The sequence below is a fragment of the Plantibacter sp. CFBP 8804 genome, from assembly GCF_014841225.1.
GTDB classification, from domain to species: Bacteria; Actinomycetota; Actinomycetes; order Actinomycetales; family Microbacteriaceae; genus Plantibacter; species Plantibacter auratus.
In genome coordinates, this window is the sequence record NZ_JACYTU010000016.1 from 21,730 (window position 1) to 44,316 (window position 22,587).

General features: G+C 65.3%; 21 protein-coding genes, 2 tRNA genes and 1 pseudogene. 15 read left to right on the top strand and 9 right to left on the bottom strand.

Going from position 1 to position 22,587, the window contains the following annotated elements:
- Nucleotides 1-37 precede the first annotated feature (37 nt).
- Together trxB and trxA are read left to right on the top strand one after the other, a co-directional pair.
- Entirely contained in the window at nt 38-1,048 is a 1,011-nt protein-coding gene (gene trxB / locus IFU11_RS17525; protein ID WP_138945715.1) for a thioredoxin-disulfide reductase, read from the top strand.
- Nucleotides 1,049-1,093: 45 nt separating this feature from the next.
- A complete protein-coding gene (gene trxA / locus IFU11_RS17530; protein WP_064294045.1) occupies nt 1,094-1,414 on the top strand; it encodes a thioredoxin in 321 nt (106 codons plus the stop codon).
- Nucleotides 1,415-1,682: 268 nt separating this feature from the next.
- Here trxA and IFU11_RS17535 read toward each other — a convergent pair whose 3' ends face one another.
- The 8 genes from IFU11_RS17535 to rpmH all read right to left on the bottom strand — a co-directional run bounded on the left by IFU11_RS17535 (nt 1,683) and on the right by rpmH (nt 8,838).
- Nucleotides 1,683-2,741 (bottom strand): ParB/RepB/Spo0J family partition protein, encoded by a 1,059-nt coding sequence (locus IFU11_RS17535; RefSeq protein ID WP_192019788.1) that lies wholly within the window; start codon nt 2,739-2,741, stop codon nt 1,683-1,685.
- The gene (locus IFU11_RS17540) at nt 2,741-3,643 is read right to left on the bottom strand and encodes a ParA family protein (RefSeq protein WP_305798169.1); all 903 of its coding nucleotides are present in this window, start codon (nt 3,641-3,643) and stop codon (nt 2,741-2,743) included. Before IFU11_RS17540 ends, IFU11_RS17535 begins: the two co-directional genes overlap by 1 nt.
- A 2,202-nt stretch (nt 3,644-5,845) precedes the next feature.
- Nucleotides 5,846-6,487: a 16S rRNA (guanine(527)-N(7))-methyltransferase RsmG gene (gene rsmG / locus IFU11_RS17545; RefSeq protein ID WP_192019790.1), complete on the bottom strand. Its 642-nt coding sequence runs from the start codon at nt 6,485-6,487 to the stop codon at nt 5,846-5,848.
- A 30-nt stretch (nt 6,488-6,517) separates the two neighbouring features.
- Nucleotides 6,518-7,021, bottom strand: a complete 504-nt coding sequence (locus IFU11_RS17550) for a Jag family protein (RefSeq protein WP_064294041.1) — start codon at nt 7,019-7,021, stop codon at nt 6,518-6,520.
- 8 nt (nt 7,022-7,029) lie between these two features.
- Nucleotides 7,030-8,013 carry a membrane protein insertase YidC gene (gene yidC / locus IFU11_RS17555; protein WP_064294040.1) on the bottom strand — a complete coding sequence of 328 codons (984 nt, stop codon included), beginning with the start codon at nt 8,011-8,013 and terminating at the stop codon, nt 7,030-7,032.
- A 9-nt stretch (nt 8,014-8,022) separates the two neighbouring features.
- Nucleotides 8,023-8,334: a membrane protein insertion efficiency factor YidD gene (gene yidD / locus IFU11_RS17560; protein WP_192003999.1), complete on the bottom strand. Its 312-nt coding sequence runs from the start codon at nt 8,332-8,334 to the stop codon at nt 8,023-8,025.
- The gene (gene rnpA / locus IFU11_RS17565) at nt 8,331-8,762 is read right to left on the bottom strand and encodes a ribonuclease P protein component (protein ID WP_371742827.1); all 432 of its coding nucleotides are present in this window, start codon (nt 8,760-8,762) and stop codon (nt 8,331-8,333) included. The genes yidD and rnpA overlap by 4 nt, the downstream gene beginning before the upstream one ends.
- Nucleotides 8,701-8,838: a 50S ribosomal protein L34 gene (rpmH, locus tag IFU11_RS17570; RefSeq protein WP_056010217.1), complete on the bottom strand. Its 138-nt coding sequence runs from the start codon at nt 8,836-8,838 to the stop codon at nt 8,701-8,703. Before rpmH ends, rnpA begins: the two co-directional genes overlap by 62 nt.
- A 327-nt stretch (nt 8,839-9,165) precedes the next feature.
- On the opposite strand from rpmH, the gene dnaA reads away from it, so the two are divergent.
- The 11 genes from dnaA to IFU11_RS17625 all read left to right on the top strand — a co-directional run bounded on the left by dnaA (nt 9,166) and on the right by IFU11_RS17625 (nt 21,184).
- Complete coding sequence (gene dnaA, locus IFU11_RS17575; protein WP_064294038.1) at nt 9,166-10,587, top strand: chromosomal replication initiator protein DnaA; 1,422 nt, start codon at nt 9,166-9,168, stop codon at nt 10,585-10,587.
- Between the two features lie 560 nt (nt 10,588-11,147).
- The gene (gene dnaN, locus IFU11_RS17580; RefSeq protein ID WP_064294037.1) at nt 11,148-12,299 is read left to right on the top strand and encodes a DNA polymerase III subunit beta; all 1,152 of its coding nucleotides are present in this window, start codon (nt 11,148-11,150) and stop codon (nt 12,297-12,299) included.
- A gap of 17 nt (nt 12,300-12,316) precedes the next feature.
- A complete protein-coding gene (gnd, locus tag IFU11_RS17585) occupies nt 12,317-13,207 on the top strand; it encodes a phosphogluconate dehydrogenase (NAD(+)-dependent, decarboxylating) (RefSeq protein ID WP_064294036.1) in 891 nt (296 codons plus the stop codon).
- 160 nt (nt 13,208-13,367) lie between these two features.
- Nucleotides 13,368-14,600 (top strand): DNA replication/repair protein RecF, encoded by a 1,233-nt coding sequence (gene recF / locus IFU11_RS17590; protein ID WP_086473109.1) that lies wholly within the window; start codon nt 13,368-13,370, stop codon nt 14,598-14,600.
- On the top strand, nt 14,593-15,117 hold the full coding sequence (locus IFU11_RS17595; protein ID WP_192019791.1) for a DUF721 domain-containing protein: 525 nt from the start codon (nt 14,593-14,595) through the stop codon (nt 15,115-15,117). The genes recF and IFU11_RS17595 overlap by 8 nt, the downstream gene beginning before the upstream one ends.
- Nucleotides 15,118-15,240: 123 nt before the next feature.
- The gene (gyrB, locus tag IFU11_RS17600) at nt 15,241-17,250 is read left to right on the top strand and encodes a DNA topoisomerase (ATP-hydrolyzing) subunit B (protein WP_064294034.1); all 2,010 of its coding nucleotides are present in this window, start codon (nt 15,241-15,243) and stop codon (nt 17,248-17,250) included.
- Between the two features lie 126 nt (nt 17,251-17,376).
- Nucleotides 17,377-20,001: a DNA gyrase subunit A gene (gyrA, locus tag IFU11_RS17605; protein WP_079704324.1), complete on the top strand. Its 2,625-nt coding sequence runs from the start codon at nt 17,377-17,379 to the stop codon at nt 19,999-20,001.
- A complete protein-coding gene (locus IFU11_RS17610; RefSeq protein ID WP_056010202.1) occupies nt 19,991-20,398 on the top strand; it encodes a DUF3566 domain-containing protein in 408 nt (135 codons plus the stop codon). The genes gyrA and IFU11_RS17610 overlap by 11 nt, the downstream gene beginning before the upstream one ends.
- 87 nt (nt 20,399-20,485) lie before the next feature.
- A tRNA-Ile gene (locus IFU11_RS17615) sits at nt 20,486-20,559 on the top strand.
- Nucleotides 20,560-20,614: 55 nt separating this feature from the next.
- Nucleotides 20,615-20,687 (top strand) — tRNA-Ala (locus IFU11_RS17620).
- A gap of 74 nt (nt 20,688-20,761) precedes the next feature.
- The gene (locus tag IFU11_RS17625) at nt 20,762-21,184 is read left to right on the top strand and encodes an NUDIX hydrolase (protein WP_079704326.1); all 423 of its coding nucleotides are present in this window, start codon (nt 20,762-20,764) and stop codon (nt 21,182-21,184) included.
- 70 nt (nt 21,185-21,254) lie between these two features.
- Here IFU11_RS17625 and IFU11_RS17630 read toward each other — a convergent pair whose 3' ends face one another.
- The gene (locus tag IFU11_RS17630; protein WP_079704327.1) at nt 21,255-21,779 is read right to left on the bottom strand and encodes a hypothetical protein; all 525 of its coding nucleotides are present in this window, start codon (nt 21,777-21,779) and stop codon (nt 21,255-21,257) included.
- A gap of 104 nt (nt 21,780-21,883) precedes the next feature.
- On the opposite strand from IFU11_RS17630, the gene IFU11_RS17635 reads away from it, so the two are divergent.
- Nucleotides 21,884-22,441 (top strand): peptidylprolyl isomerase, encoded by a 558-nt coding sequence (locus IFU11_RS17635; protein WP_064294028.1) that lies wholly within the window; start codon nt 21,884-21,886, stop codon nt 22,439-22,441.
- A 21-nt stretch (nt 22,442-22,462) separates the two neighbouring features.
- Nucleotides 22,463-22,587 (top strand): annotated as a pseudogene (locus tag IFU11_RS20415) (rhomboid family intramembrane serine protease); the annotation flags it as partial.

The window sequence follows — 22,587 nt, forward strand, 5'->3', positions numbered from 1 at the left end:
ACCTGGTCCGGGAGCCCACGAACCACTGAGGAGCATCGTGCGTCAGGTCATCATCATCGGATCAGGACCCGCCGGCTACACGGCGGCGATCTACGCTGCCCGCGCCTCGCTGCAGCCGCTGCTCGTCGCGTCATCGGTCGAGGCCGGCGGCGAGCTCATGAACACCACCGAGATCGAGAACTTCCCCGGCTTCCCCGAGGGCATCCAGGGCCCCGAGCTCATGATGAAGCTCCAGGAGCAGGCCGAGCGCTTCGGCACCGAGGTCCTCTACGACGACGTCACCGAGCTGAAGCTCGACGGCGACGTCAAGACGGTCACCCTCGGCAACGGACAGGTGCACGAGGCGCACACCGTGATCTTCGCCACCGGCTCCGCCTACCGCAAGCTCGGTCTGCACGACGAAGAGCGGCTCTCCGGCCACGGTGTGTCCTGGTGCGCCACCTGCGACGGCTTCTTCTTCAAGGAGAAGACGATCGCGGTCATCGGCGGCGGCGACAGCGCCATGGAGGAGGCTACCTTCCTCACGCGGTTCGCATCGAAGGTCTACGTCATCCACCGCAAGGACACCCTCCGCGCGTCGAAGATCATGCAGGACCGCGCGTTCGCGAACGAGAAGATCGAGTTCATCTGGAACAGCGAAGTCGCCGGCATCACCGGTGCCGACGCGGTCGACGGCGTGACCCTGCGCTCGACCATTGACGGCACGGAGACCCACCTGCCGCTCGGTGGCCTGTTCATCGCGATCGGCAACGACCCGCGTACGCACCTCATCCACGGCCAGCTGGAGCTCGCCCCCGAGGGCACGATCGCCGTCAAGGGCCGCTCGTCGAAGACCAACCTTCCCGGCGTCTTCGCCGCGGGCGACGTCATCGACCCCACGTACCGACAGGCCATCACCGCGGCCGGCAGCGGCACCATCGCCGCCCTCGACGCGGAGCACTACCTCGCAGACCTCGAGCAGGCTGCTGGGGAAGCGTCGGCCATCGGCGAAGCACAGACGGCCGGTCGTCCGCAGCCGGCCGACCCCGTGCTCACCACCACCGTTTGATCGACGGCCAGGCTGTCGGCCTGGCCACCACGAAGGAGAACACTCATGTCAGATGCAGTCACCGAGGCCACGTTCGACGAACTGGTCATCAACAGCGACAAGCCCGTCCTCGTCGACTTCTGGGCCGCCTGGTGCGGTCCGTGTCGCGCGGTCGGCCCGATCCTCGACACGATCGGCTCCGAGAACAGCGACAAGATCACCGTTCTCAAGCTGAACGTCGACGAGAACCCGAACCTGGCCATGAAGTACCAGATCACCTCCATCCCCGCGATGAAGGTCTTCAAGGGCGGCGAGGTCGTGCAGACCGTCATCGGCGCCAAGCCGAAGGCAGCACTCGAGAAGGATCTCGCAGCTTTCCTCGCCTGATCAGGTTTTTCTGAACGAAGGAACCGCCCGGCTCATCTGAGTCGGGCGGTTCTTCGTTGTCGAGGAGTTTCACGTGAAACATCCCGAATTATCGCTTTGATCAGGGTTTATCAATCACAGAGCACGCGCGCGGCACTTCGACAGGCTCAGTAGCCGAGATGGGGTGACCGTCCGCCAATCCACGGATCCCACCGCCTTGGTCCCTGAGCTTGTCGAAGGGCGTACGGGACCCCGCGGCCGAACGGCCTATGTTTCACGTGAAACAGCGTCAGGAAGACTGACCGAATCCGGACTCGCCAAGCTCGCTCAGGATGCGGTTGAGGTCGGCGATGGTCGCGAACTCAACGACCATCTGTCCCTTCTTCGCACCGAGCGTCACCTTCACGCGGGTGTTCAGGCGGTCCCCGAGGCGCTCTGCGATCTCATCGAGTTGCCCGCGTCGAGATCCGGCGATCGGACGCGGCTTCTTCGCCTGAACGCCCTGAGCCGCAGCAGCCTCGGCCGCGCGAACCGACAGGTCCTCGTTCACGATCTTGTCGGCCAATCGCTGCTGGGCCTCAGGATCGGTCAGCGACAGGATGGCGCGAGCATGTCCGGCGCTCAGCACGCCGGCAGCAACGCGCTGCTGCACGGCCGCCGGGAGCTTGAGCAGGCGGATCGTGTTGCTGATCTGGGGGCGGGACCGACCGATGCGGTTGGCAAGCTCGTCCTGAGTGATTCCGAAGTCGGCCAAGAGCTGCTGGTATGCAGAAGCCTCCTCGAGCGGATTCAGCTCGGATCGGTGCAGGTTCTCGAGCAGCGCATCGCGCAGCATGTCCTCGTCGGCGGTGTCCTTGATGATCGCAGGGATGCGTTCGAAACCCACCTCCTTCGAGGCGCGAAGACGCCGCTCACCCATGATGAGTTCGTATCGCTCGTCGTCGCCAGGGATCGGACGGACCACGATCGGCTGCAGGACGCCGACCTCACGGATGCTCGTGACGAGTTCAGCGAGGTGGTCCTCATCGAAGACCGTGCGCGGCTGGTTGGCGTTCGGCACGATCAGTTCGGGGGAGAGGTACGCCAGCCGAGCACCGGGGACGGCCACGAGCTGCGGCCCATCTACCGTGGTAGCAGCGGCGTCCGGTGCAGTGGGGGCGTCGGCTGCGGCCGCCTCTGCTGCTGCTGCGTCCGCAGCGGCGGTCGCCGCGTCCTTCGCTGCCTTGCGGGCAGTGCCCTGGTTGTCGGGGAAGAAGACGTCGACGGGACGGTTCGCCTGCGAGTCTGAACTCGTCGTCGGAATGAGTGCACCGATCCCGCGACCGAGTCCAGTTCGTTTCGTTGCCATCAGTGACTGACTCCCTCAGGGTGGTTCGTATCGGGTGTATCGGAGGAGCCTGCGGCCCATCGGTTGGCGATCTCCGCCGCTGCTTCGAGATAAGACACTGCGCCGAGCGACGTGGGGTCGTAGCTGATGACGCTCTGCCCGAAGCTGGGGGCTTCGGAGATGCGCACCGCTCGTGGGATGACCGACTCGAGGACCTGCCCGGTGAAGTGGTCTCGGACGTCTTGAGCCACCTGCTGCGCAAGGTTGGTGCGACCGTCGTACATCGTCAGGAGGATGGTGCTGACGGCGAGCCCTGGGTTCAGGTGCCGCTGGATTAGCTGGATGCTACCGAGGAGCTGGCTCAAGCCCTCAAGCGCGTAGTACTCGCACTGGATGGGGATGAGGACTTCCTTGGCCGCGACGAAGGCATTGATCGTCAGGAGTCCGAGGGACGGCGGGCAATCGATCAAGACGTAATGGAACGGCTCTTCGGCGTCCTGGATGAACTGTTCGAGCGCCGTGCGGAGTCGGTGCTCACGCGCAACCTGTGACACGAGTTCGATTTCCGCACCGGCGAGATGAATCGTCGAGGGAGCGCAGAACAGCGTGGGAAACTCGGGACTCTGCTGGACGACATCGGCCAGGGGGAAGTCGTCGATCAGGACGTCGTAGACACTCGGGACATCCGAGTGATGCTCAACGCCGAGTGCGGTGGACGCGTTCCCCTGGGGATCCAGATCGATCACGAGGACACGAGCGCCCGAACGGGCGAGGGCGGCGCCGATGTTGACGGTGGTCGTCGTCTTACCGACTCCACCCTTCTGGTTGGAGACCGTGAAGACCCGAGTGTGGTCGGGCGTCGGCAGGGTTGCGTGAGCCAAGGCTTTACGCCTCTCAGTCAGATGATGGAGCTCGCGAGCCAACGGCGTGGACGCGTCGAAGGCGCTACCAACGGAGTCGCGCTCGGGAGCCGCGGAATGCGTTGGTTCGGGTTGTTTCACGTGAAACCTTCTTGCTCGAAACGTGTACTTCAACCGTACCAGCGTGGGCTGACGCCAGGGGAGCGATCTCCGACAGTGATCGGGGGAGTGCGCAATCACGGAGGCCCTCGAGCACTGTTTCGCGACACCCGCAGATCGTCGAACGCCCCGAATGGTGCCCAGAAGGAACACCTCCCCCTCCTTCTTCCACAGGGTTATCCACAGGGCACCGGTTTGCCCGATCCCACGCAACCGCGCGCGCCTCGGGCGTGCAGATCGACGTTGATCAGATCAACCCGAGACGAGCCCGGCGGACGCATATTGACAACCATGGGGGAGGTTCCTCTGTGATCAGGTGGAGATCCGCGTCTTTCCGCGGAAGTTCGCACCCGAACGACCCACTCCGGGTCTGGCACGTCCGGGCTCTTGCCCCGGTGTGAGTTGACCACGGTGCGGTGGCACGCGGGGTGGGGCCCGCTTCTTCGCGGAGGATCACCAGTTCCTGCGCTCACGCGCGAGAACTGTCCACAGAGTTATCCACAGGCGCCATCTCCACCCACTCGTGTGGTGGAGAGCTGTACGTCTGGCACGAGTCCGCGCCAGCGTTTCACGTGAAACCTAGACACCGTGCACGCTGAGCCGCCGAGCGGTTCACATCGATAGGTGCCTTTGCAGCCTTTGGCCACAGCGCTCTATCCACCTCACTGGTCTGATCCGACACTGGGGGAGCGGTAGCGACGAAGTGCCGCGCAACCGGTCTCATCCCACACATGGTCCGTCGTACCCGGCTGCTGTTTCACGTGAAACACTCCCGCCAGGACCAACGCACCGGATGGGTGTGATCTCGAGCGCAGCCCAAGCCCGCGACCGCGCGCTGCGCTCATTGAACCGCAATTGGTCTCCGCTACCGCGTTGCAGCCGCGCAGGAGCAGACCGCCAGCCGTGTTCCACGTGAAACATCGAGCACCATTGCGGTCCGGCCATGAGGGTGTGCCTCGGGCATGCATCCACTGAGTGGACTGCGTCACACGATTCCAGCTCGACGGGAGCCGCTTGTGAGAACGAAGAGCTCAAGCGAGTGACACCGCTCTTACGTTCCACGTGAAACGTCGCGCGACCTCACCCGTCCGGCGGGAAGCGCCCTCCGCCGAGGCTATCTCGGCACAGAGCCACTCATCGTGGTTCGGAAGTACTCCTCCTCCCGAACTCACGGGAGTCATGAGCACGAGCTCCATAGTGCCGCCGCATCTCGACACATCGTCACGCCGAATGGCCGCCAAGCACCGCAGGTCGCCGCCAGGTCGGGAGGAGCGCTCCGAGCAGCAGAAGCGTGCTCCGATATGACAGCGCCGTCCGGCGCCCCAGAAGCTTCAAGAACTGGACGCCTCCGACGCACGCGATAGCGACAGGCCGACCATCCTCTACTTCCCGGCCAGCAGCTCACCCAGCACCTCAGCCAGCACCGACCCGCCGGTGGACATGAGCCTGCCCACGGTCGGGCGCCAGTCGGCGCGCAGGCACCTGAGGAACTGGCGGAGTGCGCATCTCGCAGTAGGTCTCCAACGAAACGTCTGCCACGTGATGCACCACCGCGAGTCCGTTGAACCTGTGGGACGGGGACGGGGCGACGCATCTTCCCTACAACCAAGGAACGCCTCGGACCCACCCAGGATTCGAACGAAGACCACAGATCCCTGACAAGTCCGACCGGATCACCAAGCTGGGAGCTCCACGGTTGCCACCCGCACTCGTCCGTCATCTCCGAAGGGGCAGCTAGCTGGCCGGCCACGGCGCACAGCATCGACGTCTGGGTGCCCGACCACCGGAGCGCGGAGCATCGCTGCCGGTCGATGGCGGTGCAGGCGCCGCGTCATGAGACTGGGGCTACAGACCACGTGAGGTAAATATATGAGATACCAGGAGCAACACTGCTCGCAAATGTCGGAAAACACTCGAATGCGGACCGCCCAGCGCCCCAGATTCGTGTCCGAATGGACCGGAGAATCCTTCCTGACGAACTCAGGACCCCTGAACCGGCCGCACTTTGCGGGTTGGTTCGTCAGGAGCCATTCTCCCGGGAGCTCACAAACCGGCGAATATCCTCTGCGGTGACCCTCACGGCGGCCCGAGCGCCTCCGACTGGCCTCAGCCGCGGACGGTTCCCACGATCACTCGGGTCGGCTCCGCGAGAACGCCCTCGCCAAGCGTCCGAACCTCGACGCCGGAGACCCGGTACTTGCGAAGCTCCTTCGCCGAGGCGTCGACTTCCGCCTGCGCGCCGGCACCCTTCATGAGGACCAGCTCTCCGCCGTCGCGAAGCAGGGGAGCGGTGAGGGGGAGTAGCTTTCGCAATGCGCTGACCGCCCGCGCGGTCACCTGGTCGAGGGGCTCATCGAGGCGAACCTCCTCAGCGCGCGCTCGCACGACGGTGACGTTCTCGAGCCCGAGGACGCCGACCTGGTCGTTGAGCCAGGCGACCCGACGTTCCATCGGTTCGATGAGGACAAACTCGACATCTGGTCGCGCAATCGCGAGGACCAGTCCAGGCAGCCCCGCGCCTGTGCCGACGTCGCCGACTCGCCCGGGACGAAGGAGCGGGGCCACGATCACGCTGTTGAGGATGTGGCGCGTCCAGAGACGCGGAAGCTCCAGGGGACCGATGAGCCCGAGTGGCTCTCCGAACTCCGCCAGGTTCGCGGCGAAGGCACGACCGACATCGATCCGGTCGCCGAACAACTCGGCAGCTTCCGCCGGTTCCGGTTCGAGTCCTGCAGGCACGTCAGTCATCGCAGTTTCACGTGAAACGATCAGGCCGCGTCAGCCGCGGGTGATGACGGTGTGACGGTCGCGGCCTTCGCCGTGCGACTCGGACACGAAGCCGCGAGCCGACACGATGTCGTGGACGAGCTTGCGCTCGTAGCTCGACATCGGGGGGAGTGCCGCCTCGGTGGAACCGGCCTCGATGCGCTCGACCGCTCGCTCCACGAGCGCTCCGAGCTCCTGCTGGCGCGCCTCGCGGGATCCGCCGATGTCGAGGATGAGCCGGGAGAAGCCACCGGTACGGTTCTGAACAGCCAGGCGGGTCAGCTCCTGCAGCGCGTTGACCGTGTCGGGACGCGACAGGAGACGTAGGTTACTCTCCGTGGGGGAGTCGATCGACACGTACGCACGACCATTGCGGGCATCGATGTCGATGTCGCCATCGATGTCGCAGATGTCGAGGAACTCCTCGATGTAGTCCGCCGCGACGTCGCCCTCTTCTTCGAGCTGCGTGATGGTGGGTGCTTCGTCCTGGGCCGGGGCCAGTTCCTGGTCAGTCACCGATACTCCTACTTGTCTCGTCCGTCGGTCTGCTGCTTCTTCGCACGCGCCTTGCCCATGGGCTGCTGGCGCTGCGTCGGGGTCTTCTTCTCGGGTACCGGCGCCTCGGAGATCGAGATGACGTCGCCGTTCGGCGTCATGAGCTTGCCCTTCCGCGCGAGACGCTCCTCACGAGCCTTCGCAGCGTCGGAACCAGGCGTCGGCATGTTCCGGATGACGAGGAACTGCTGCACCATCGTCCACGCGTTAGACGTCAGCCAGTAGAACATGACGCCGAGCGGGAAGGCGAAGCCGGAGAAGAGGAACACGAACGGCAGGATGTAGAGGAGGATCCGCTGCTGCTTGAACTGCGGGCTGGCCTTCGTCTCGGCCGACATGTTCTTCGACACGATCTGCAGCTGCGTGATGAACTGCGACGCGCACATGAGGATGACCATGACGGCGGCGATGATGACGACCGCCCAGTTGACCGGGTTGCCGGCGAGTGCCGCCTGCATGCTCGTGTGCAGCGGAGCGATCCCGAACAGGTTCGCGTCGCCGAACTGCACGGCGAGGGTCTCGTTCAGGGGACCGACGCCGGCCTTGCTCTTCTGGGCGTCGTTGAGCACGGAGAACAGGGCGAAGAAGATCGGCATCTGGACGAGCAGCGGCAGACAACCGCTGACGGGGGAGGTGCCGTGCTTCTTGTACAGCTCCATCGTCTCGCGGGACATCGCCTCACGGCTGGCCTGGTCGCGCTTGCCCTTGTACTTCTCCTGCACCTTCTTCATCTGCGGCGCGATCTCAAGCATCTTGCGCTGGCTCTTGATCTGCTTGATGAACAGCGGGATGAGTGCCGCACGGACGACCAGGACGAGCCCGACGATCGAGAGCACCCAGGTGAGACCGGCCGCGGGGTCGAGTCCGATGGCCGTCCACAGCAGGTGCCAGCCCACGAGGAGCAGCTCGACCGCCCACTTGAGCGGCCAGAGAATTGTGCCGATGATGTCCATAGGTGCGGGTCAGCCCTTTCCGTGGCTCGGTTGCACGACAAATCCGTGAGAAGTGACGCTGTACCGGAAGTTCTTCTTGGGCGGTACCTCGTCGAAACGAGGTGCTGCCCAGGGGTGGCATCTCGCGATGCGCGCCGCTGCCATCGCCGAACCGACGACGACACCGTGTTGCTGCACCGCTCCCAGAGCGTACGCGGAACAGCTGGGGTAATACCGGCAGACGTCGCCGTACAGCGGGGAGATCGCGGCGCGATACCCGCGAAGCGCCAGCACCGCAGCATTGCGGGGCGCGAGGCAGGTGGCAGCGATGACGCCGTTCATCGGTGCGCGTCCGCAGCCTCGGCGACGACGCCGCGTTTGGCGAAGGCTCGATCGACCTCGGCATGGAGCGAGGCGAACGGAGCCGTCGCTGCAGACGGCAGCGCACGGATGACCACGTCAGCGCCGCGGGCAGCGTGAACGACGCTGTCGTGGCAGATGGCCTTCAAGCGACGTCTGACGAGATTGCGGGTCACTGCGTTTCCGACCGTTTTCGCAACGATGAACCCGAAGCGCGGCTGTCCGCCCTTCGGGTTCATGCGTACGTACGTGACCGTGTGCTCGCCGACGAACCGGGACCCGCGACGAACTACCCCTCGGTAGTCGTCGCCGGACGTGATCCGGCTCGCACGCTCGAGCACGACGGCTCTACGCGGAGAGTTCGGTGCGGCCCTTGGCGCGACGAGCCGACAGGATGCCGCGGCCGGCACGCGTGCGCATGCGCAGACGGAAGCCGTGCTTCTTGGCGCGACGACGGTTGTTCGGCTGGAAGGTTCTCTTGCTCATAATTACGATCTCCGGATCATGACCCACCACTGCACAGGTGGCAGCAGGGTACGGAAGGGTGCCCGTGGGCAGAAGTCAACTGATTAAACCTACGGTCTACTCGCGCGAAGGTCAAACCAGCGGCGCCCAAACGAATGATTATCCACAGGATTCTCAGAAATTGTAGCAGTGACACGCAGGGCGGCCGTACAGTGATTTGGGACTGGGGCGACGTGTTGTTAGCGTAAGCCCTCGGGTTATGCACAGCGTGTGGATAGCACCGCGCTCAGCCCCGAATACTCAGGGGAGAGCCTGTGGATGAACCTGTGAGTATGTGTGGGGAGAACTATGTCGGACGCCGACGATGCGATCGCTGAGACCTGGCAATCGGTGCTCGAGATCCTCTCCGTCGACGACCGCATCACCCCGCCACTCCGCGGGTTCCTCAACCTCATCGTCCCCAAGGGCATCATGGGCGGCACCTTCTACCTGGAGGTGCCCAACGAGTTCACGATGGGCATGCTCAACCAGCGCATGCGGGCACCGATCCTCGCCGCACTCGCGTCCATCGTCGACGGCGGTCCCGTCGGCAACTACGCGATCGTCGTCAACCCCGACATCGTCGAGGAACGGTACGAGCAGACCGGCTTCCAGCACATCGACCCGGCGCCGCTCGAGTCACCGCAGCCGCAGCTGACCCCGACGCCCACGCTGCCGGCGCGCGAGAACGACACCCGACTCAACCCGAAGTACAGCTTCGACAACTTCGTCATCGGCCAGTCCAACCGGTTCGCGCACGCGGCCGCGGTGGCCGTGGCTGAAGCGCCGGCCAAGGCCTACAACCCGCTGTTCGTGTACGGCGACTCCGGGCTCGGCAAGACCCACCTCCTCCACGCCATCGGCCACTACGCGATGAACCTCTACGCGGGGATCCGCGTCCGGTACGTGTCCAGCGAGGAGTTCACGAACGACTTCATCAACTCGATCGCCAACAACCGCGGCTCGTTCTTCCAGTCGCGGTACCGCGACATCGACATCCTGCTGATCGACGACATCCAGTTCCTCCAGGGCAAGGCGGAGACGCAGGAGGCGTTCTTCCACACCTTCAACACCCTCCACGATCACAACAAGCAGGTGGTCATCACCAGCGACCTGCCGCCGAAGGCACTCACCGGCTTCGAAGAGCGGATGCGTTCACGCTTCGAGTGGGGACTCATCACCGACGTCCAGGCTCCCGACCTCGAGACCCGCATCGCGATCCTGCGCAAGAAGGCGCAGAACGAGAAGCTGCACATCCCGGACGAGGTCCTCGAGTTCATCGCCACCAAGGTGTCGAGCAACATCCGTGAGCTGGAGGGCACGCTCATCCGGGTCGTCGCGTTCGCGAGCCTGAACCGGACCGCTGTCGACATGACGCTGGCCCAGACGGTGCTGAAGGACGTCATCAGCCTCGACGACGACAACGTCATCTCGCCGATCGACATCATCAACACCACGGCCGACTACTTCAAGCTCTCGGTCGACGACCTGTACGGCTCGAGTCGGTCGCAGGCCGTGGCGACGGCGCGGCAGATCGCGATGTACCTCTGTCGCGAGCTCACGAACCTCTCGCTCCCGAAGATCGGTCAGCTGTTCGGCAACCGGGACCACACGACGGTCATGTACGCCAACCGGAAGATCACCGACCTCATGCAGGAGAAGCGCTCGATCTACAACCAGGTGACCGAGCTCACGAGCCGCATCAAGCAGAACCTCCGCTACGGCGCCTGACCCCTGTTCGCTCACTGAGCCTCACTCGGTCACTGAGCTTGTCGAAGGGCCCTCGACAGGCTCGGGGACCGGGGAACCGCTACGGCGCCTGAGGCGTCCTGATGAACGTTTCCGGCCCCTCGACGCACTCGGTGCGCTCAAGGGGCCGATTTCGTTCATCAGGCGACGACGAGCGCTCATTCGACGACATGATCCGCGTCCGATCTGTCCACATTCCGGCCTCGCAGCCCTGTGGATAACCTGTGGAGGGATGTGGAAGCTCCGGGCACGCTTGTGAGTGAACACCGTTCACCCGCCTCCGCGTCCCACACCCTCGCGTCGTTCTCTCCACAGGCTGCCACCAAGTTACACACATGTAGTTCCCTGTGTTCGAGCGGGTTCGGCGGACTTATCCACAGTTTCCACACCGGTTAAGACTGTTAACCGTTAATTCAATGATCTCTCCGCCAAATAACCTTTCCCCAGGCTTGCTTCTCCACAGCTCCTCGTCCCACTCGACCCCGGAAGCAGACCCACTAGCATTGGTGACGTCATCGAGAGCCAGAGACAGGGGACTTGTCGTGCGATTCAGCGTCAACCGGGATGTATTCAGCGAAGCCGTCTCGTTCGCAGTGAAGCTGCTCCCGCAGCGCCCGACGCTGCCGATCCTCAACGGCATCCTCATCGAAGCCGGTGACGACGGTCTCATCCTGTCCTCCTTCGACTACGAGGTCTCCAGCCAGACCGGCATCGCGGCCGAGGTCGAGGAGGCCGGCACGGCACTCGTCAACGGTCGGCTGCTCTCGGAGATCGCCAGCCGCCTTCCGAACGCGCCCGTCCGGTTCAGCAAGGTCGAGAACCGCATCGAGGTCACCTGTGGTTCTGCCCGGTTCACGCTCGGATCGATGCCCGTCGAGGAGTACCCGACGATCCCTCAGGTCGACGCCGACTTCGGCCTCGTGCCTGCCGATGAGTTCGCCACCGCAGTGAGCCAGGTCGCCGTAGCCGCAAGCCGCGACGACGTGACCCCGGTCATCACCGGCGTGCAGCTCGAGGTCTCCAAGACGAGCCTCAGCCTCGTCGCGACCGACCGCTACCGCGTCGCGGTCCGCGAGATCGACTGGGACTCGGGCCAGGGCGACGGTTCCAGCGAGACGATCACCGCCCTCGTGCCGGCCCGCACGCTCCAGGAGGTCGGCAAGACCTTCGGCCACAGCGGCAACATCAACGTCGCGATCACGAATCGTGACGACCGCGAGCTCATCGCGTTCCGGGCCGACCGCAAGACGGTCACCTCGCTGCTGATCAAGGGCAACTTCCCGCCGGTCAAGCGGCTCTTCCCCGAGACGACCGACAACTACGCGATCATCAACACCGCGGAACTCATCGAGGCGACCAGGCGTATGTCGCTCGTCCTCGAGCGCGAAGCGGCCCTCCGCTTCACCTTCACCATCGACGGCCTCACGCTCGAAGCCGTCGGATCCGAGCAGGCGCAGGCATCCGAGGGCATCGACGCCCTACTCACCGGCGACGACATCGTGCTCTCCCTCAAGCCGCAGTTCCTGATCGACGGTCTGACCGCGGTCCGGAGCGAGTACGTGCGGTTCTCGTTCACGAAGACGGAGAACACGAACAAGCCGGGACCCATGCTCATCACGAGCCAATCCTCCAAGGATCAGCCGGGTGCCGACAGCTACAAGTACCTGCTGCAGCCGAACCTGCTGCTGCGCTGACACGCAAAGGATCCACCATGCACATCGGTCTCGTCGGTCTCGGCAAGATGGGCAACAACATGCGCACGCGTCTGCGTGCGAACGGCATCGAGGTCACCGGTTTCGACCGGAACCCCGATGTCACCGACGTCGCGACGATCAGCGACCTCGTCGCTGCGCTCCCGGCACCTCGCACGGTCTGGGTCATGGTCCCCGCCGGGGCCATCACCGACTCCGTCGTCGAGGAGCTGAACGGCCTGCTCGAGGCCGGCGACCTGATCATCGACGGCGGTAACAGCCGCTTCACGGACGACTTCAAGCACGCTGAACTGCTGTCGGCGAAGGGCATCGACTACATCGACGCCGGCGTCTCCGGCGGCGTCTGGGGTGTCGACAACGGCTACGGCCTCATGGTCGGCGGTTCCAAGGAGCAGGTTGAGCGGGTCATGCCCGTCTTCGACGCCCTGCGTCCTGAAGGCCCGCGCGATGAGGGCTTCGTCCACGTCGGAGAAGTCGGCGCCGGTCACTACGCGAAGATGGTGCACAACGGCATCGAGTACGCGCTCATGCAGGCGTACGCCGAGGGCTTCGAGCTCCTCGACAAGCGCGAGGACATCATCAAGGACGTCCCCGGCACCTTCAAGGCCTGGCAGCGCGGCACCGTCGTGCGGTCTTGGCTGCTCGAGCTGCTCGTCCGTGCCCTCGAGGAGGACCCGGACTTCGAGCAGATCGAGGGCTACGTCGAGGACTCGGGCGAGGGCCGCTGGACGATCGAGGAGGCCATCGCGAACGCGGTGCCCGTCCCGACCATCTCGGCATCGATCTTCGCCCGCTTCGTGTCGCGCCAGGAGGACTCGCCGGCCATGAAGGCGGTCGCCGCACTCCGCAACCAGTTCGGCGGACACGCGGTCAAGAAGGCCGACGACTGACGACACGACGTCTCCTGACGAACGAAATCGACCCTCCCGGAGCCTTCCGCTCCGCTGGAGGGTCGATTTCGTTCACCCTGCGTCGTCGTGCCGGCCGCGTTCGGACGTCCGAAGGCGCCCCGACCCGTTCGGCGTCAGGGCGAGGCGGTAGGGTGACGTGGTGATCGTGCGGCACTTGAATCTCACCGACTACCGCAACTACGCGGTGGTCGACGTGGCGCTCGAACCCGGACCCAATCTGTTCGTCGGCCGAAACGGCCAGGGCAAGACCAACCTCGTCGAGGCGATCGGATACCTCAGCAGCCTCGGTTCCCATCGGGTCTCCTCCGAACAGGCGCTCATCCGACACGGTGCCGACGCAGCGATCATCAGGGCCCGCATCGTGCACGACGGTCGTGAGCTGCTCGCCGAGGTGCAGCTCAACCGGGGTTCGGCCAACCGCGCGCAGGTGAACCGGTCCCAGATCAAGCCGCGCGAACTGCCGAGGTACGTGTCCACCGTGCTGTTCGCCCCGGAAGACCTCTTGATCGTCCGCGGCGACCCGTCGGCGCGCCGGCGGTTCATCGACCAGCTCCTCGTGCAGCGGATCCCCCGCCTGGCCGGGGTGATGGCCGACTACGACCGCTCCCTGAAACAGCGGAACTCCCTCCTCAAATCGGCGAGGGCGCGTGGGCTGAAGTCCGGGCCCCTGGCCACGCTCGACCTCTGGGACGATCGACTCGTGCAGTACGGCACGGAGATCATCGCCGAACGTCTGCAACTCCTGGCCATGCTCGGTGGGCCACTGCGTGCCGCGTACGAAGCCGTGGCCGGAGACGATCACCGACCGGTCCTCCTGCCCGTGCTCAGCATCGCCGGGACCGATGCCGAGGATGAGTCGGCAGCCGCCGATCCGACGGAGGGCGTGGAGCCAGGCGCGCCCGTCGATCTGGCGCGCATCGCGGAACGGTTCCGTGCGGCGCTCGCGCAGCGTCGGTCGGCCGAACTCGAGCGGGGCCTGACGCTCGTCGGACCGCACCGCGACGACGTGTTCTTCGGTCTCAACGGGTTGCCGGTCAAGGGCTACGCGAGCCACGGTGAATCGTGGTCGTTCGCACTCGCCGCCAAACTCGCCTCAGCCGAGCTCCTCCGCGCCGACTCGTCCCTCGGTGATCCGGTGCTCATCCTCGACGACGTCTTCGCCGAGCTCGATTCGCGTCGCCGGGAACGCCTCGCGGCCGCGGTCGCGGAGTACGACCAGGTCATCATCACCGCGGCGGTGTTCGACGACGTCCCCGAACGGTTCACCGCGCACGTCGTGCGCATCGAGGCCGGACGGATCGTGGACGGTCCGGACGAGGCGGGCGGTCCCGCGCAGCACGAGCCACTCCCCGCGGAGTCGACGCATGACTGAGCCGCGGCGACTCGGACGGGATGCCGACCCGGCGGGGGAACTCTCCGCCACGGTGTACCTCCGGTTCAAGGAGATCTTCGGCGGCGAGCGGATCTCCCGTGATCGCAAGCGTCGGGAACGCTCGGCCGAGGGGCCGCAGGACTCGGTGCCGTACGGTGTCGGTCGCGACCCGAAGGGCCTCGGGACGGTCATCGATTCACTGACCGCCGGACTCGGGTGGAACTCGCCGCTCGCCCAGCACGAGGTCCTCGGGAACTGGGCGGAGTTGTGCGGCGAGGACACCGCCAGATACTCCGAACCGGTGTCGATCGCGGACGGCGTCCTGATCGTCCAATGCCAGTCCACGGCCTGGGCGACGCAACTCCGGCACATGCGCCATGAGATCCTCGTCCGCATCGCCGAACGCTATCCCGACGCCGGTGTCGACACGATCCGTTTCCAGGGCCCCGGAGCACCCTCCTGGAAAAGAGGCCCCAGGTCGATCCCAGGGCGTGGTCCACGCGATACTTACGGCTAGGGAGGCAAATACGGCCTCCGGGCATGGAAAAGTGCCTCAAACGGGCGTTTTCTCGCGGCTTCACGGGGTCTGTTTGGTAGGATGGAACGGTCGAATCTCGACGGTTTGGAGCCCTCTTTTCCTATGACATCAGAACCCAACACGCACGCCCAAGACTCTGATTACGGCGCAAGTGCCATCCAGGTTCTCGAAGGTCTCGAAGCCGTCCGGAAGCGGCCCGGTATGTACATCGGGTCCACCGGTCCACGTGGTCTGCACCACCTGGTCTACGAGATCGTCGACAACTCCGTGGACGAGGCCCTCGCCGGCTACTGCGACACGATCCTCGTGACCATCCTGGAGGACGGCGGCGTCCGCGTCATCGACAACGGTCGAGGCATCCCGGTCGACATCCACCCGGTGGAGAAGAAGTCGACCGTCGAGGTCGTCCTGACCATCCTGCACGCCGGCGGCAAGTTCGGCGGCGGCGGGTACGCGGTCTCCGGTGGGCTCCACGGCGTCGGTTCGTCCGTCGTCAACGCACTGTCCACGCGCCTCTCCGTCGAGGTCCGTCGTCAGGGTTCGGTCTGGCGCCAGAGCTTCCAGCACGGTGTCCCCGACGCCCCGCTCCACGAGGACGAGCCGTCCTCCGAGACGGGCACCACGATCACCTTCTGGCCGTCCGCCGAGACGTTCGAGACGACGGAGTTCGACTACGAGACGCTCCGGACCCGCTTCCAGCAGATGGCCTTCCTCAACAAGGGCCTCCGCATCGAGCTCGCCGACGAGCGTCCGTTGCGCGACGCCATCGAGGCCGACGACGTCGACGACAACTCGGCGGCACACTCGCAGCGCAAGGACGTCTTCTTCTACGAGCGCGGTCTCGAGGACTACGTCGAGTACCTGAACAAGGCCAAGCGTGCCGAGCTCGTCCACGACGAGATCATCTCCTTCGAGTCGGAGAACACCGAGCGCAAGATCGCGCTCGAGGTCGCGATGCAGTGGACGACGGCGTACAACGAGAGCGTCCACACCTACGCGAACACGATCAACACGCACGAGGGTGGCACCCACGAAGAAGGGTTCCGCGCGGCGCTCACCACGCTCGTGAACCGCTACGCACGTGAGAAGGGCATCCTCAAGGAGAAGGACGACAACCTCTCCGGCGACGACGTCCGCGAGGGCCTCACCGCCGTCATCTCCGTGAAGCTCTCCGAGCCGCAGTTCGAGGGCCAGACGAAGACCAAGCTCGGCAACACCGAGGCGAAGGCGTTCGTGCAGAAGGTCGTCAGCGAGCAGCTCAACGACTGGTTCGACCGCAACCCGAACCAGGCCAAGGAGATCATCCGGAAGGCGCTGCAGGCCGCGACCGCTCGTCTCGCCGCCCGCAAGGCCCGCGAGACGGCCCGTCGCAAGGGCCTCCTCGAGGGTGGCGGCATGCCCGGCAAGCTCAAGGACTGCCAGTCGAAGGACCCGTCGCTGTCCGAGATCTTCATCGTCGAGGGTGACTCCGCAGGCGGCTCCGCCGTGCAGGGGCGCAACCCGGAGACCCAGGCGATCCTCCCGCTCCGTGGCAAGATCCTCAACGTCGAGAAGGCACGCCTCGACCGCGCGCTCGCGAACAACGAGGTCCAGGCCATGATCACGGCCTTCGGTGCCGGCATCGGTGAGGACTTCAACCCCGACAAGGTGCGGTACCACAAGATCGTGCTCATGGCCGATGCCGATGTCGACGGCCAGCACATCACGACGCTGCTGCTGACCCTCCTGTTCCGCTACATGCGCCCGCTCGTCGACCTCGGATACGTGTACCTCGCGCAGCCGCCGCTCTACCGCCTGAAGTGGTCGAACGCCGACCACCAGTACGTGTACAGCGACCGCGAACGCGACGCCCTCCTCACCGACGGTGTCGCCTCGGGCAAGCGCATCCCGAAGGAGAACGGGATCCAGCGCTACAAGGGTCTCGGCGAGATGAACTACAAGGAGTTGTGGGAGACCACGATGGACCCGCAGACGCGGACGCTCCTCCAGGTCACCCTCGACGACGCCGCGGCTGCCGATGAGATCTTCTCCACGCTCATGGGCGAGGACGTGGAGTCCCGCCGGACCTTCATCCAGAAGAACGCGAAAGACGTCCGCTTCCTCGACATCTAGCCGGCCCGGTCACTGAGCTTGTCGAAGTGCGACAGCCTCGAGGACCGTCCGGCCCCGACATAGCCCCTCGACAAGCTCGGGGAGCGAAGATCGTTCAGCTCCGCAATCGAAAGAGTCAGTAGACACATGGCAGACGAAACCAACGACGAGATCACGGTCCCGGACGAGGACCACGGCGTGCACGGACGGATCGACCAGGTCGACCTGCAGCTCGAGATGCAGCGCAGCTACCTCGACTACGCGATGAGCGTCATCGTCGGCCGCGCCCTGCCCGACGTCCGCGACGGTCTGAAGCCCGTCCACCGCCGCGTGATCTACGCGATGTACGACGGCGGCTACCGCCCCGACCGCTCGTTCTCCAAGTGCGCGCGCGTCGTCGGCGACGTCATGGGTCAGTTCCACCCGCACGGCGACACGGCCATCTACGACGCGCTCGTCCGCCTCGTCCAGCCGTGGAGCCTTCGGTACCCGTTGGCGCTCGGCCAGGGCAACTTCGGCTCACCGGGCAACGACGGCGCGGCCGCCCCTCGGTACACCGAGACGAAGATGGCCCCACTCGCCATGGAGATGGTGCGCGACATCGACGAGGAGACCGTCGACTTCCAGCCCAACTACGACGGCGAGTCCCAGGAGCCGGTCGTCCTGCCGGCGCGCTTCCCGAACCTCCTCGTCAACGGTTCCGTCGGCATCGCGGTCGGCATGGCCACGAACATCCCGCCGCACAACCTCCGCGAGGTCGCCGACGGTGCCCTGTGGCACCTGGCGAACCCCGAGGCCAGCCGGGAAGAGCTCCTCGAGGCGCTCATGCAGCGCATCAAGGGGCCGGACTTCCCGACCGGCGCGCAGATCCTCGGTATCAAGGGCATCCAGGACGCCTACCGCACGGGTCGCGGTTCCATCACCATGCGGGCCGTCGTGAACGTCGAGGAGATCCAGGGCCGGACCTGCCTCGTCGTCACCGAGCTCCCGTACCAGGTGAACCCCGACAACCTCGCGCTGAAGATCGCCGACCTCGTCAAGGAGGGCCGTCTCGGCGGCGTCGCCGACATCCGCGACGAGACCTCCGGTCGCACCGGCCAGCGGCTCGTCATCGTGCTGAAGCGCGATGCGGTCGCGAAGGTCGTCCTCAACAACCTCTACAAGCACACGCAGCTGCAGGACAACTTCGGCGCGAACATGCTCGCGATCGTCGACGGCATCCCGCGCACGCTGCCGCTCGACGGGTTCATCACCAACTGGGTGACGCACCAGGTCGAGGTCATCGTCCGCCGCACCGTGTTCCGACTCCGCAAGAAGGAGGAGCGCGCACACATCCTCCGCGGCTACCTGAAGGCGCTCGACGCCCTGGACGAGGTCATCGCGCTCATCCGCCGTTCGCCGTCCGCCGACGAGGCGCGCACGGGCCTCATGGACCTCCTCGAGATCGACGAGCTCCAGGCCAGCGCGATCCTCGACATGCAGCTGCGTCGTCTCGCCGCCCTCGAGCGTCAGAAGATCATCGACGAGGCCGCCGAGATCGAAGCGCAGATCGCCGACCTCAAGGACATCCTCGCGAAGCCGGTCCGCCAGCGTGAGATCGTCAGCGAGGAACTGACCGCGATCGTCGACAAGTACGGCGACGACCGCCGCACCGAGATCATGTTCGGCTTCGACGGCGACATGAACATGGAAGACCTGATCCCCGAAGAGGAGATGGTCATCACCGTCACCCGCGGCGGGTACATCAAGCGCACGCGGAGCGACAACTACCGTCAGCAGCACCGCGGTGGCAAGGGTGTCAAGGGTGCCCAGCTGCGCGCGGACGACGTGGTCGACCACTTCTTCGTGACGACGACGCACCACTGGCTCCTCTTCTTCACCACGAAGGGCCGCGTGTACCGCGCGAAGGCCTACGAGTTGCAGGAGGCCGGCCGCGACGCCAAGGGCCAGCACGTCGCCAACCTGCTCGCCATGCAGCCGGATGAGGAGATCGCCGAGATCCTCGACATCCGCGACTACGAGGCCGCGACGTACCTGGTCCTCGCGACACACGACGGCCTCGTCAAGAAGACGGCGCTCTCGGAGTACGACACGAACCGCTCGGGCGGCATCATCGCGATCAACCTGCGCGAGGGCGACGAGCTCACCTCCGCACTGCTCGTGGAGAACGACAGCGACGTCCTGCTGGTGTCCCGCAAGGGTATGTCGATCCGCTTCACGGCGAGCGACGAGACCCTGCGGCCGATGGGACGAGCGACGAGCGGCGTGATCGGCATGCACTTCCGCGACGACGACAAGCTGCTCTCGGCGTCGGTGCTGCCGTCAGTCGAGGGTGAGGAACGCGAGGCGTTCGTCTTCGTCGTGACCGAGGGCGGCTACGCGAAGCGCACCAACATCGACCAGTACCGCGGCCAGAACCGCGGCGGTCTGGGCATCAAGGTGGCCAAGCTGAACGACGATCGAGGCACGCTCGCGGGCGCGTTGATCGTCGACGAGAGCGACGAGGTCCTTGTGGTTCTTGCCAGTGGCAAGGTGGTAAGGTCTGCCGTGGCCGAAGTTCCAGCGAAGGGGCGCGACACGATGGGCGTCGTCTTCGCACGTTTCGCGGAGAGCGACCGAATCATCGCGCTGGCCAAGAACAGTGACCGAAACCTTGAGACCCAGGATGTTCCGGAGACGGTTGCAGACGCAGCCGCCACGGAGGGTGCAGAACCCGAGGCATCCGTGCCGGACGAGACTCCGGCGATGAAGGAAGAAGTAGATGAGCAGTAGCGTCGCAGAGAAGTTGGCCAAGAAGTCGACCAAACGCACCAGCACCAAGCAGGTGCGCCTGAAGCTGGTGTACATCGACTTCTGGTCGGCGGTGAAGCTGTCGTTCCTGGCGGCGATCGCGGTCGCCGTGGTCATCGTGGTGTTCTTCTTCCTCGTCTACACGGTGCTCAACACCACCGGTGTCTTCACGAAGGTCGGTGGCCTGTTCACCGACATCGCCGGCCCGGGGAACAACATCCTCCAGTACGTCAACCTGCCGCAGGTCATGGCCTTCGCCGGCATCGTGGCGCTGCTCAACCTCATCGTCATCACGCTGATGGGAGCCCTTCTCGCGGGGCTCTACAACCTCAGCGTGAAGATCACGGGTGGCCTCCTCGTCGGGTTCACCAACAACTGACGCTCCTTCGGGTCGGCGCCGCCCCGTGCGGCGCCGCTCGATTATGAGTTGCGGCGGGAATCGGGTAGTCTCAACAAGGTTCAAAACGGGGCTATAGCTCAGGCGGTTAGAGCGCTTCGCTGATAACGAAGAGGTCCCAGGTTCAAGTCCTGGTAGCCCCACCCTGCACGACCAGTAACACACCGATTGGATCGGATCCCCGGATCTGCTCCATCCGGGGCCTTAGCTCAGTTGGTAGAGCGCCTGCTTTGCAAGCAGGATGTCGGGAGTTCGATTCTCCCAGGCTCCACAGTCCAGAAACGCCCTCGGCAGACGCCGGGGGCGTTCTCCGTTGTCGCGGGGACCGGCGGTTAGGCTGGCGGCATGGATATCCGCGTCGCTGCATATGCCGTCATCGTCGACGAACGGGGCATGCTCCTCTCCCACTGGAACGAGAGCGGACACAGCGGATGGACGCTCCCGGGCGGCGGGATCGACCCCGGTGAGGACCCGGCCGATGCTGCGGTCCGCGAGGTGTTCGAGGAGACCGGCTACCACGCCGAGCTCGACGACCTGATCGGCGTCGACTCGCAGGTCGTGCCGGCGGAGCGTCGCCTCAGCACGACGGCCACCGGGCCGCTCCACACGCTGCGCATCGTCTACCGGGCGCACCTCACCGGCGGCACGCTGACCTACGAGGCCGACGGCAGCACCGACTACGCCGCGTGGTACCCGCTCGAGGAGGTCGGCTCACTCGACCGCGTCAGCCTCGTCGACGTCGGACGACGCTTCGCCGGCCTCATCTGAGCACAGCCGTCACAACACGAAGCCCCTCCCCGGTCGGAACCGGCGAGGGGCTGCGTCGTGCGAAGCGAGATCAGGAAGCGGCAGGCTCCTCGTCGGAGACCCACAGCTCGTCGTCTGCGCGGAACGTCTGCCAGACGGCGTAGGCGACACCGGCAGCGGCGAGGACGCCGAGGCCGATCGCGATGACGGTACCGGCGCTCGCGCCCTTCTTGGCGGGCAGCACCTGCTCGGGGACGTGGAGGCGACGGAGGGCCGCCTGCACGCGGGTGTCCTTGGCGATGTCGCCGATGCTCAGCACCGTACCGACGACGCCACCGACAGCGGGGACGACGCCATCCGAGATGCCCTTGCGCACGCCGTCGACGGCGTTGCGGGAGACCTTGATCCCCCGGTCGACCGTCGGGACGACGCGGTGCTCGTAGGTGTCGCGCACGACGGGGACCACCTGCTCCTTCGAGAAGTTCCCGAGCTGACGGCTCACCTCACGAGCGACTTCGTTGGCGTGGTTCAGGACATCCTGCTGGGAGTCCCAGAGGTCGGCAGCGGAACCCTTGAGCTTCTTGAGCTCTTTCCGGCGCTTGCGTGACAGGCTCATGTGGTCATCTCCAATGATCGCGGCAACAACGTAACCTCCATCTTGCCACTTAGACCCCTGGATACCATCCGAGAGTCCCGAACCCTTGTGCAAGAATTGGGAGTATGTCAAAGCACACCGCAGTCGCCACGTTGCACACCAACCACGGTGAGATCAAGGTCAACCTCTTCGGGGACCACGCTCCTAAGACGGTCAAGAACTTCACCGACCTGGCGACCGGCGGGCGCGAGTGGACGGACTCGAAGACGGGCCAGACCCGGAACGACGCGCTGTACAGCGACCTCATCTTCCACCGCATCATCCCGGCGTTCATGATCCAGGGCGGCGACCCGCTCGGAACCGGCACCGGTGGCCCGGGCTACAACTTCGACGACGAGATCCACCCGGAGCTCAACTTCGACGAGCCCTACATCCTCGCCATGGCGAACGCCGGCAAGCGCCGCAACGCCATCACGGGCGCCGTCGAGGGCACGAACGGTTCGCAGTTCTTCATCACCACCGTTCCCACGCAGTGGCTCCAGGGCAAGCACACCATCTTCGGTGAGGTCGCCGACGCCGAGTCCCGCGCGGTCGTCGACGCCATCCAGGCCGTCCCGACCGGTGCCGGCGACAAGCCGATCGAGCCCGTCGTCCTCGAGAGCGTCACCATCTCCGAGGCCTAGGCCCCGCTCGGAGGACAGACCGTGACCCTGCCCCGGGATCCGTCGGCCAACTTCTGCTATCGCCACCCCGACCGACAGAGCTTCGTGCTCTGCCAGCGTTGCGGTCGGACGATCTGTGGAGAGTGCCAGACGCCCGGGGCAGTCGG